Origin of the sequence: Streptomyces fulvorobeus, assembly GCF_013167895.1 — a bacterium.
Taxonomy (GTDB): domain Bacteria; phylum Actinomycetota; class Actinomycetes; order Streptomycetales; family Streptomycetaceae; genus Streptomyces; species Streptomyces fulvorobeus.
In genome coordinates this window covers 3,740,413-3,751,352 of the sequence record NZ_BLWC01000001.1, presented here as the reverse complement: position 1 = coordinate 3,751,352, position 10,940 = coordinate 3,740,413, and the positions used below count along the sequence as shown (strand labels likewise).

9 protein-coding genes and 2 pseudogenes are annotated in these 10,940 nt (G+C 71.5%); 3 read left to right on the top strand and 8 right to left on the bottom strand.

Going from position 1 to position 10,940, the window contains the following annotated elements; genetic code table 11:
* Positions 1–18 precede the first annotated feature (18 nt).
* The 8 genes from Sfulv_RS17045 to Sfulv_RS17010 are packed head-to-tail and all read right to left on the bottom strand — an operon-like array spanning position 19 to position 6,869.
* Complete coding sequence (locus Sfulv_RS17045) at positions 19–2,019, bottom strand: NADH-quinone oxidoreductase subunit 5 family protein (protein WP_173314908.1); 2,001 nt, start codon at positions 2,017–2,019, stop codon at positions 19–21.
* Positions 2,016–2,423, bottom strand: a complete 408-nt coding sequence (gene nuoK / locus Sfulv_RS17040; protein ID WP_173314905.1) for an NADH-quinone oxidoreductase subunit NuoK — start codon at positions 2,421–2,423, stop codon at positions 2,016–2,018. Before nuoK ends, Sfulv_RS17045 begins: the two co-directional genes overlap by 4 nt.
* On the bottom strand, positions 2,423–2,995 hold the full coding sequence (locus Sfulv_RS17035; RefSeq protein ID WP_173314902.1) for an NADH-quinone oxidoreductase subunit J family protein: 573 nt from the start codon (positions 2,993–2,995) through the stop codon (positions 2,423–2,425). Before Sfulv_RS17035 ends, nuoK begins: the two co-directional genes overlap by 1 nt.
* Positions 2,992–3,666 (bottom strand): NuoI/complex I 23 kDa subunit family protein, encoded by a 675-nt coding sequence (locus Sfulv_RS17030; protein WP_256668964.1) that lies wholly within the window; start codon positions 3,664–3,666, stop codon positions 2,992–2,994. Before Sfulv_RS17030 ends, Sfulv_RS17035 begins: the two co-directional genes overlap by 4 nt.
* Positions 3,666–4,634, bottom strand: a complete 969-nt coding sequence (locus Sfulv_RS17025; RefSeq protein ID WP_173314899.1) for a complex I subunit 1/NuoH family protein — start codon at positions 4,632–4,634, stop codon at positions 3,666–3,668. The genes Sfulv_RS17030 and Sfulv_RS17025 overlap by 1 nt, the downstream gene beginning before the upstream one ends.
* Positions 4,631–5,836 (bottom strand): NADH-quinone oxidoreductase subunit C, encoded by a 1,206-nt coding sequence (locus Sfulv_RS17020; RefSeq protein WP_173314896.1) that lies wholly within the window; start codon positions 5,834–5,836, stop codon positions 4,631–4,633. Before Sfulv_RS17020 ends, Sfulv_RS17025 begins: the two co-directional genes overlap by 4 nt.
* Positions 5,833–6,477 carry an NADH-quinone oxidoreductase subunit B gene (locus Sfulv_RS17015; protein ID WP_173314893.1) on the bottom strand — a complete coding sequence of 215 codons (645 nt, stop codon included), beginning with the start codon at positions 6,475–6,477 and terminating at the stop codon, positions 5,833–5,835. The genes Sfulv_RS17020 and Sfulv_RS17015 overlap by 4 nt, the downstream gene beginning before the upstream one ends.
* The gene (locus Sfulv_RS17010; RefSeq protein ID WP_173317937.1) at positions 6,468–6,869 is read right to left on the bottom strand and encodes an NADH-quinone oxidoreductase subunit A; all 402 of its coding nucleotides are present in this window, start codon (positions 6,867–6,869) and stop codon (positions 6,468–6,470) included. The genes Sfulv_RS17015 and Sfulv_RS17010 overlap by 10 nt, the downstream gene beginning before the upstream one ends.
* A 178-nt stretch (positions 6,870–7,047) precedes the next feature.
* Here Sfulv_RS17010 and Sfulv_RS17005 point away from each other — a divergent pair.
* From Sfulv_RS17005 to Sfulv_RS16995, 3 genes and pseudogenes are all read left to right on the top strand, one after another.
* Positions 7,048–8,234: pseudogene (locus Sfulv_RS17005) on the top strand (sensor histidine kinase).
* 180 nt (positions 8,235–8,414) lie between these two features.
* On the top strand, positions 8,415–9,770 hold the full coding sequence (locus Sfulv_RS17000) for a sensor histidine kinase (protein WP_173314889.1): 1,356 nt from the start codon (positions 8,415–8,417) through the stop codon (positions 9,768–9,770).
* Positions 9,771–10,105: 335 nt separating this feature from the next.
* A pseudogene (locus Sfulv_RS16995) lies at positions 10,106–10,764 on the top strand (LuxR C-terminal-related transcriptional regulator).
* Positions 10,765–10,940: the final 176 nt, after the last annotated feature.

The following is a 10,940-nucleotide window of genomic DNA, read 5'->3' as shown; positions in this document are numbered from 1 at the left end:
GCTGATATCGATCACGGCTCACGACCCGGCGTTGACGTTGGCGGAAACGACGGCGGCGATCGCCAGGACAAGGGAACCGGCCAGCAGCGCGCCGAGGTAGGTCTGCACGTTGCCGGTCTGGGCGCGGCGGACGGCGGTGCCGAGCCAGCGTGCTCCGGTGCCGGAGCCGCGTACGTAGGTGTCGACCACCTCGCGGTCCAGGAAGCGGACCAGGCGGGCGGCGGCCTCGACGGGCCGGACGAACAGCGTCGTGTACAGCGCGTCGAGGTGGAAGCCGGTGGCGGCGTGGTGGTGGAGCGGTCCGAGCAGCAGCCGGCCGGGGTCCGCGGGGTCGGGGGCGTCCCCGGTGGTGCCGTAGGCGGCCCGGTGCGCGGTCAGTGCCTCGATCTCGACGAGCGCCGGCTCGGCGTCGGGATGGGCGACGACCATGCCGACCGGGGTGCGGGCTGCGAGGGCGGTGGTGTGGCGCCAGGCGCCGTAGGTGACGAGGCCGCCGACGAGTCCGACACCCGTGGAGAGGACGGCGGCGGTGACGGTCGGGGTGAGGCTGTGGCCGTCGAACCAGTCCGTGAGCACGCCGGCGGTCAGTCCGAAACCGATGGTGGGCAGGGCGAGGACCCACAGGACGGAGGTCATCGCGGCGGGCTGCCTGCCGTGGTCGGGGGCCTCGGCGCCGTGTCCCCTGAACGCGAGGAGCCAGAGACGGGTGGCGTACGCGGCGGTGAGGACGGCGGCGAGCAGTCCGGCGACGAGGATCGTCCAGCCCGCGGCCGCCGGAGCCACGTCACGGTCGCCCAGGGCCGCGTGCTCGGCCGCGACGAGGACGGCTTCCTTGGAGAAGAAGCCGGCGAACGGCGGAATGGCGGCCAGGGCGAGGAGGGCGACGGTCATCGTCCAGTAGGCGTCCGGGACGCGTTTCGCCAGACCGCCCATGCGGGACATGGTGGCCAGTGAGTTGGTCCCCGCGGCGTGGATGACGACGCCTGCGGCGAGGAAGAGGACTGCCTTGAAGGCACCGTGCGAGATGAGGTGGAAGACGGCGGCGCCGCGGTCGGCGACGGCGAGGGCGCCCGCCATGTAGCCGAGCTGGCCGATGGTCGAGTAGGCGAGGACGCGCTTGATGTCGTCCTGTGCGAGGGCGGCGAGTCCGGAGCCGATCATCGTGACGGCGGCCATCACCGCGAGGACGACGAGGGCCGCGCCGGATGCGGCGAAGACGGGGAGGAGCCGGGCCACGAAGTAGATACCGGCGGCGACCATCGTCGCGGCGTGGATCAGCGCGGAGACGGGGGTGGGGCCGGCCATCGCGTCGGGCAGCCAGGTGTGCAGGGGGAACTGCGCGGACTTGCCGGCCACGCCCGCGAGGAGCAGCAGGGCGATGAGGGTGGGGTGGTCGAGGCCGCCGTTCGCGACGGCGCCGAGGATGCCGGTGATACGGAAGGTGCCGGTGTCGGCGGCGAGCGCGAACAGACCGATGAGGAAGGGGACGTCGCCGAGCTTGGTGACCAGGAACGCCTTGAGGGAGGCGGCGCGGGCTTCCGGGGTCTCCCAGTAGTGGCCGACGAGGAAGTAGGAGCAGATGCCCATGACCTCCCAGCCGACCAGGAGCACCATCAGGTCGCCGGAGTAGACGACGAGCAGCATCGCGGAGGTGAAGAGGGAGACCAGGGCCGCGTAGGAGGGGTAGCGGGGGTCGTCGCGCAGGTAGGCGGTCGAGTAGAGCTGTACGCAGGTGGCGACGAGTCCGACGAGCAGGGCCACCAGGACCGCGAAGCCGTCGAGGTGCAGGGCGAGGTCGATCGGTACGGAGCCGGTGGGCGTCAGCTGGGTGGCGGCGTCGATGGCCCGGCCGCCGCCCTGGCGTGCGGCGACGACGGCGGCGATCACGGCGGCGGCGAGCGTGGGCAGCACGGCGAGCGGGCGTACGAACCCGGGGGCCGTGCGGCCGAGCAGCAGACCGGCCGCGGCACCGAGGAACGGCAGGAGGGGGACGAGGACGGCGAGGGTCGTGGTGGTCACGCGGTGGCCTCAGCCTTCTTTGCCTTCCCTGCCGGAGCAGTGGCCTGGTCTTCGGCGTCGTGGGTGTCCTCGTCGCCGGGGAGCGTCTCGGCCGCTTCGGTCTCGGCGGTGTCGCGGAGACGGTCGACGTCGGAGCTGCCGCGGTTGCGGTAGACGGCGAGGACGATCGCCATGCCGATGCCGATCTCGGCCGCGGCGATGGCGATGGTGAAGAGCGTGAGGGCCTGGCCGGAGTGGAGCGCGTCGCGCAGCCACACGTCGAAGGCGACCAGGTTGAGGTTGACGGCGTTGAGCATCAGCTCGACGGACATGAGGACGAGGATCGCGTTGCGGCGGGCGAGTACCCCGTACAGCCCGGTGCAGAAGAGGAGAGCGGCCAGCACGGTGGGATAGGCGAGGTGCATCAGCGCTTGTCCTCTCGGTGGCTCGTGCCCGCTCGGTCCTTGCGGGACAGGACGATCGCGCCGATGAGGGCGGCGAGCAGGAGGACGGAGAGCGCTTCGAAGGGCAGCACCCAGTGCCGGAAGAGGAATTCCCCGGTGGCGTCGGTGGAGCCCTGGGCCGGGCCTTCGAGGTCGATCCAGGTGGTGCGGAAGGCGTCCACGACGACCCAGACGAGGGCGGTGGCCGCGGTCACGGCCACGGCCGCCGCGACCCACCGGTTGCCCGAGTCGGCGTCCGGGGAGCGGCCGATGGGGGCCTTGGTGAGCATCAGGCCGAAGAGGAGGAGGACGACGACGGAACCGACGTAGATCAGTACCTGGACCCAGGCGATGAACTCGGCGGTGAGCAGGAGGTACTCGACGGCGATGCCGCCGAGCGCCACGACGAGCCAGAGTGCGGCGTGCACGAGCTGCTTGGTCGTGACGGTGATGACGGCCGCGCCGAAGGTGGCGAGGCCGACCAGGAGGAAGGCGATCTCCACACCGGTCGGGGAGAGGAATCCCGGGTGGGCCGCGGCGGCTGCGAGGGTCACGCCTGGCCCTCCTGTCCGGGTTCCTCGGGGTGCGGGGTGCTCCGGGGCTGCGGGGTGCTTCGGGGCTGCGGGGTGCTCCGGGGCTGCTGGGGCTCGTGCGCCTGCTGGGCTGCCTCGGCCACCTGGGCTGCCTCGGCCTCCTGTACCTGCTGGGCCTTGAGCTTGTCCGCCGTCTTACGGGCGGCCGCGAGCTCCTTCGGCTCCTCGGCTCCCGGGTCGAGCGCCGGCGGCTCGGGCACGGTCCACATCCAGTCGCGGAGCTTGTCGCGCTCGTGGGTGAGCTCCAGGATGTCCGTCTCCGCGTACTCGAACTCCGGCGACCAGAACAGCGCGTCGAAAGGACAGACCTCGATGCAGATACCGCAGTACATGCAGAGGGCGAAGTCGATGGCGAAGCGGTCCAGGACGTTGCGGCTGCGCTCGCGGCCCCCCGGTGCGGCGGCGGGCACCGTCTCCTTGTGGGAGTCGATGTAGATGCACCAGTCGGGGCACTCACGGGCACAGAGCATGCAGACCGTGCAGTTCTCCTCGAACAGTCCGATGACGCCACGGCTGCGGGGCGGCAGTTCGGGCTGGACGTCGGGGTACTGCGCGGTGACCGTGCGCTTCGTCATGGTCCGCAGGGTGACGGCGAGACCTTTGGCCAGGCCGGAGCCGGGGATGGGAGCCACTAGTTGATCGCCACCTTCACGATGCCGGTCAGCGCGATCTGCGCGAGGGCGAGCGGGATGAGCACGGTCCAGGCGAGCTTCTGCAACTGGTCCTCGCGGAGTCGGGGGTAGCTCACGCGCAGCCAGATGACGACGAAGGCGAGGACCGCGGTCTTGAGGAGCGTCCAGACCCAGCCGAGCCCGTCGGCGCCGAGCGGGCCGTGCCAGCCGCCCAGGAAGAGGACGGTGGTCAGTCCGCACAGCACGACGATGCCCGCGTACTCGGCGAGCAGGAACAGCGCGAAGCGCAGACCGGTGTACTCGGTGTAGGCGCCGAAGATGATCTCCGAGTCGGCGACCGGCATGTCGAACGGCGGGCGCTGGAGTTCGGCGAGGCCGGCCACGAAGAAGACCAGGGCTCCCACGATCTGCCAGGGCAGCCACCACCACTCGAAGGCGTTGAGGATGCCGGGGAGGGAGACCGTGCCCGCCGCCATGGCCACCGAGGCGGCGGCGAGCAGCATCGGCAGTTCGTACGCGAGCAGTTGCGCGGCGGTGCGCAGGCCGCCGAGGAGGGAGAACTTGTTGGCCGAAGCCCACCCGGCCATGAGCGAGCCGAGCACGCCGACGCCCATGACGGCGAGCACGAAGAAGATGCCCGCGTCGACGACCTGGCCGACCGCGCCCTCACCCGGCCCGATGGGGATGGCGACGAGCACGAGGAGGTACGGGAGGAGGGCGACCGCGGGCGCGAGCTGGAAGACGCGCCGGTCGGCCTGGGCCGGGACGATGTCCTCCTTCTGTACGAACTTCACGCCGTCGGCGGCGAGCTGGGCCCAGCCGTGGAAACCGCCCGCGTACATGGGGCCGAGGCGGCCCTGCATGTGGGCCATCACCTTGTGCTCGGCCTGGCCCACGACGAGGGGGACGAGCATGAAGACCGCGAAGACGATGAGGAGCCGGAGGGCGACGTCGAGTACGTCGTTCACGCGGTATCGCCTCCGGCGGGGTGGTCCGGGTCGGTCTCGGGGTCGGTTCCAGGGGCGGCCTCCGGGCGCGCGGGGGCGTCCGTGGGCTCGGACGGAGCCGGGCCGGCTTCGCGCCACGGCGCGTCCGCACTGCGGGGAGTCGCTCGCGGAGCGGCGACCGGGCGCGGAGCGGTGACCGGGTCCGGGGCGGTGACCGGGTCCGGAGCGGTGACCGGGTCCGGAGCGGTGGCCGGGTCCGGAGCGCCGGCGGCGTCCGAAGCACCAGGAGCACCAGGCGCATCCGGAGTACCGGCCGCCCCCTGAGCACCGTTCGCGTCCGGGGCACTGCCCTCGTCCGGGGCGCCGCCCGCGTCCGGTTGCTGGCTCGCGGAGCCCTGGGACACGCTGCGGGAGCGGCGTGCGGGGGCAGCCGGGGCAGGGGTGGCCGCGGGCGGAGCCGGAGTCGTCGCCTCGTCCTCCGCCGCGGGCCGGGCGCGGCGGGCCGGACGGTCGCCCGCGGGGCGGGCCGCTCTGGCCGGGCGGGCCGGGGCAGGGGGGAGCTGGCCCTTCAGCGGGCCCCACTCGTTCGGGTCGGGGACTCCCGGCGGGAGCATGGTGCGCCGCTTGGGGCCGCCGTGTTCGGACTCGCCCGGTTCCTTGGCGCCGGGCCATGCCTTGGCGACGCGGGCGGCCAGGACGAAGTCCTTGCGCAGCGGGTGGCCCTCGAAGTTCTCGGGCAGCAGCAGCGGGACCAGGTGCGGGTGCCCCTCGAAGGCGATGCCGAACATCTCGTGCGTCTCGCGCTCGTGCCAGTCGGCACCCGCGTAGACGCCGAGGGCGGTGGGGAGGGAGGGGGCGCCGTGCGGGACGGTCGTACGGACGAGGAGGCGCCGTACCCTCCGGGCCCCTGGAGCCGTTCCGGCGCCGGGGCCGGAAGACGCCGGGGAAGCCGTCCCGGAGCCCGCATGCGGTGCCGCGACATGCGCGCAGACCCGGAAGCCCGTCTCCCCTTCGTCGACGGCGCTGAGCCAGTCGAAGTAGCTGAGGCCCAGCTCGTCGCGGGCCGTCCGGAGCGCGGCGGTCCAGGAGGCCGCTGGCACGTCCACGGTCAGCAGGTCGTAGGCGTACTCGGCCGTGGCCTGCGCACCGAAGATCTCGGTGACCGCGTCCGGGAGGCGGTCGTAGGCGGCTGAGGCGGTGGAGGGGGGCGTGGGCGCGTTCACTTCCGCGCCTCCCCCGGCGTCGTCGGGGGCGCGACCAGACCGCTGCGGAGTGCGGCGGCGGAAGGGCGGCCGGTGCCGGGCGTGCCGTACCGCTCGGCGAGCGACTCGCGGGCGATCTTCTCCTGGAGCTTGATGATGCCCTGGAGCAGGGCCTCCGGCCGGGGCGGGCAGCCCGGTACGTAGACGTCGACCGGGATGATCTGGTCGACGCCCTTCGTCACGGCGTACGAATCCCAGTAGGGGCCGCCGCAGTTGGAGCAGGCCCCGAAGGAGATGACGTACTTCGGCTCGGGCATCTGCTCGTAGAGCCGCTTCACGGCCGGGGCCATCTTGTCCGTCACGGTGCCGGACACGACCATGAGGTCGGCCTGGCGGGGACCGGGTGCGAACGGGATGACGCCGAGGCGCATGAAGTCGTGCCGGGCCATGGAGGCGGCGATGAACTCGATGGCGCAGCAGGCGAGCCCGAAGTTGAACACCCACAGGCTGTAGCGGCGGCCCCAGTTCAGGACCACCTTCATCGGCTCCGGCGCGAGCCGGGACAGCACGCCGAGCTTCCTGGGCTCCAGCAGCGCCCGGTCCGGCAGGGTCGGGTCCGGCAGCGCGACGGGGCCGGGCCGCGGTTCGCTCGTCACGCCCATTCGAGGACGCCCTTCTTCCATGCGTAGAGCAGTCCTACGGCCAGGAAGCCGAGGAAGATGAACATTTCCACCAGCGTGGTCGCACCGTATCCGGGGGCGGCGAATACCGTCGCCCACGGGAAAAGGAAGATCGAGTCGACGGCGAAGATCACGTAGAGGAAGGCGTAGACGTAATAACGGACCTGGGTGTGCGCCCAGCCCTCTCCCACAGGGTCGACACCGCACTCGTAGGTGAGGAGCTTCTCCGGTGTCGGGACCACGGGCCTGAGCAGCCGGCCGGCGCCGAAGGCGACGGCGACGAACAGCACGCCGACGACGGCGAGCAGTCCGACCACTGAATAGCTCTCGAAGTACTCCGACGCGAGAACGGTCGATTCCGGCACACTCCGCATGTCCGCCACGTCCGCCTCTCGCTCCCTCGAACCTGTTCGACGATCTGTACGCACGGGAGTCTAGGCCCTGCTAAAGGGAGGGTAAGCAGCCGCGTCGGGCAACGGTGGGGTTATCCCTACTTCACCCCACCCACGTACCCCATGGCGTACGTGGACCCCGCCCGGCAGGCTGGGCCGTATGACCATGAGCCCCTCCCCGCCGGACGACGACCGGCCGCCGCCCGCCCGCTTCGCCCTGGGTCCGTGGGCCTGGAAGGAGATCGCCTACCTGCTGGCCAACCTCCCGATGGCGATCGCCGGCTTTGTTTACACAGTTTTCATGATCGGCGTCGGCGTGGGGCTCTCCGTCACGGTGATCGGCCTGCCGGTCCTGGTGGCGGGTCTCCAGGGCGCCCGCTGGATCGGCCGGATGGAGCGGGGCCGGGCGCGGGCGATGCTCGGGGTGCGGATCGACGAGCCGAGCCCGATCACGCTCGGCCGTCGCGAGTCGGGGTTCTTCTCCTGGCTGTGGGCGGGGCTGAAGGACCCGGTGGGGTGGCGTTCCCTGCTGTACGCGTTCATCCGGCTGCCCTGGGGCGTACTGACGTTCGCGGTGGCGCTGGTCAGCCTGTTCGTCCTGTGGCCCGTACTCCCCTTCATCGCCCGCGGTCTGACCAACGCCGACCGGGCCATGGTGCGGGGGCTCCTCCCGCCCTCCGACGAACTGGAGCGCAGGATCGCCGAGCTGGAGTCGGACCGGGGTGTCGTGGTGGACACGGCCGCCGCCGACCTGCGCCGCATCGAACGCGACCTCCACGACGGCGCACAGGCCCGCCTCGTCGCCCTCGCCATGGGCCTCGGACTGGCCAAGGAGAAACTCACCCACGACCCCCAAGCCGCCGCCCGCATGGTCGACGAAGCCCACGGCGAAGTAAAAGTCGCCCTCCAGGAACTACGCGACCTCGCCCGCGGCATCCACCCCGCCGTCCTCACCGACCGCGGCCTGGACGCCGCACTCTCCGCCATCGCCTCCCGCTGCACCGTCCCCGTCACAGTCGACGTCGACCTCGACGCACGACCCGCCCAGGCCATCGAAGGCATCGCCTACTTCACCGTCTCCGAACTACTCCAGAACGTCAGCAAACATGCCCACGCCACCCGCGCCACCGTCGACGTGTGGCGGTCAGGGGAGCGCCTGCTGATCCAGGTGCGGGACGACGGGAGCGGTGGCGCGCGGATGGACGGCGGTACGGGCATGGCCGGGCTCGCCGAACGGCTGGGTGCGGTCGACGGGGTCTTCGCCCTCGACTCCCCTCGGGCGGTCCGACGACGGTCACGGCGGAACTGCCGTGGCGCGCCCGTGCGGGCGCCGCGGCGCCGGAGTGACGGCCGGGGCCCCCTCCCGGGGTGGGGAAAACCCCCGCCCCGATACGGCGACCGCCCTCATGGTGCGCCATCCCCCGGCCCAGCACTCTTGAGACGTGGAACGGGACGTCGATCGAGACGTGGACGAAACGACGTGGAACCACCCCGGTGAGAAGACCTGAGCAGAAACGGACGGCACCCATGGCCACGGCATACGGACCGGACACGAGGGACCACCAGAGGGACGGGTCCGGCGCCGGGGACCGCCCCCCGGTGAAGCACGTCCTGCCTGCGGCGCTGCGCGCGCCGTTCGAGGGGCGGACGTGGCGCGAGTTCGTCTACCTGATGCTGAGCCTGCCGATCAGCGTGGTGCTGTTCAGCTTCGCGATCACCATGACCTCGCTGGGCATCGGCATGCTGATCACCTTCCTCGGCATTCCGGTACTCGCCGCCGGTCTCGCGATGTGCCGCGGTTTCGGCGCGCTGGAACGCACCCGGGCGCGCGCCCTGCTGAAGCTGGACGTCGCGGACCCCGCGCCGGTGCGCGGCAGGACGGGCGGTCTGATGTCGTGGGTCGGAGCGGTCCTGAAGAGCGGGGTGTCCTGGCGGCATCTGCTCTACGCGGTGCTGCACTTCCCGTGGGCGGTGTTCGCCTTCTGCGTCTCGCTGACCTTCTGGGCGTACGGGTGGGGCGCGCTCACCTATCCGCTGTGGCGCTGGGTCTTCCCGGTGTACGCGGGGGTCGACGGAATCCAGCTGTACGGGGACAGGGGCCACCGGGTCTACCTCGACTCCCCCTTCGAGCTGGCGGTGACGGGCGCCGTGGGGCTGCTGCTGGTCCTGGTCACCCCGTGGATCGTCCGGGGCCTCGTCTGTGTCGACCGGGTGATGGTCATCGGGCTGCTGGGCCCGTCCCGGCTCGCGACCCGGGTCACCGAGCTGGAGTCGGACCGGGGTGTCGTGGTGGACACGGCCGCCGCCGACCTGCGCCGCATCGAACGCGACCTCCACGACGGCGCACAGGCCCGCCTCGTCGCCCTCGCCATGGGCCTCGGACTGGCCAAGGAGAAACTCACCCACGACCCCCAAGCCGCCGCCCGCATGGTCGACGAAGCCCACGGCGAAGTAAAAGTCGCCCTCCAGGAACTACGCGACCTCGCCCGCGGCATCCACCCCGCCGTCCTCACCGACCGCGGCCTGGACGCCGCACTCTCCGCCATCGCCTCCCGCTGCACCGTCCCCGTCACAGTCGACGTCGACCTCGACGCACGACCCGCCCAGGCCATCGAAGGCATCGCCTACTTCACCGTCTCCGAACTACTCCAGAACGTCAGCAAACACGCCCACGCCACCCGCGCCACCGTCGACGTGTGGCGGGCGTCCAGCCGGCTGATGCTCCAGGTCACGGACGACGGCAGGGGCGGCGCCGACGTGGCGGCCGGGAGCGGTCTCGCCGGGCTGAACGAGCGGCTGGACGCGGTGGACGGCATCCTGCTCGTCGACTCCCCGGCCGGCGGTCCGACGACGGTCACGGCCGAGCTGCCCTGGCGGGGCTGAGCCGGGGCGGTTCGGGCGGGCCGCGCCGCAAGGGCTGATCCGAGCCGCGCGGAAGGGGCTGAATCGGCCAACTTCCCGCGCGGCCCCTCCGCCTCTCCTCCCACCGCCTCACGCCTACTCCCACCTCCTCTTCCCCTCTCCTCCCCCTCCTCTTCCCGTCTCCTTCCACTCCTTCCCCCTCCTTCTGCGTACCCGGCCGCGGAAGTGCCCGCTCCGGCCCCCGCAGGAGCGCCGATGCTGGGATGCTGGGTGCGCAAGGGGCGGGACACGCGTCAGCGGGTGTCTGTCCGCGCGTACGCATCAACAGTGGGGGGACACAGCTCGTGGAGGACAGGGTGCGGGTGGTCATCGCCGAGGATTCGGTGCTGCTCAGGGAAGGACTCACCCGGCTTCTGACCGATCTCGGGCACGACGTCGTCGCGGGGGTGGGGGACGCCGAGGCACTGCTCAAGACCGTGGCGTACCTCGGCGCGCAGGACGCGCTGCCCGATGTCGTGGTCGCCGACGTACGGATGCCGCCGACCCACACGGACGAGGGCGTCAGGGCCGCCGTGCGGCTGCGGAAGGAGTACCCGGAGATCGGGGTGCTCGTCCTGTCCCAGTACGTGGAGGAGCAGTACGCCACCGAGCTCCTCGCCGGCAGCACCCGGGCGTCGGCTATCTCCTGAAGGACCGGGTCGCCGAGGTCCGGGAGTTCGTGGACGCCGTGGTCCGGGTGGCGCGGGGCGGTACGGCCCTGGACCCCGAGGTCGTGGCCCAGCTCCTGGGGCGGAGCCGCAAGCAGGACGTGCTGGTGGGGCTGACGCCGCGCGAGCGGGAGGTGCTCGGCCTGATGGCGGAGGGCCGGACGAACTCGGCGGTCGCCAAGCAGCTGGTGGTCAGCGACGGGGCCGTGGAGAAGCACGTCAGCAACATCTTCCAGAAGCTGGGCCTGTCACCCAGTGACGGGGATCACCGGCGCGTTCTCGCCGTGCTGACCTACTTGAAATCGTAATGAGCTGATACCCCGTCAGGCGACTGAGGGGGCCGGAAGACCTAGACCCAAAGAACGAGCGCACGGCGTCTTCGACGAACGGCCGGGGGGCCTGTTAACTATGACGAACCAGGACAAACGAGCGTCTCAAAATGGCGTCCACCATATGATCGGTCAAGGGAAGGTCACCCTTACCG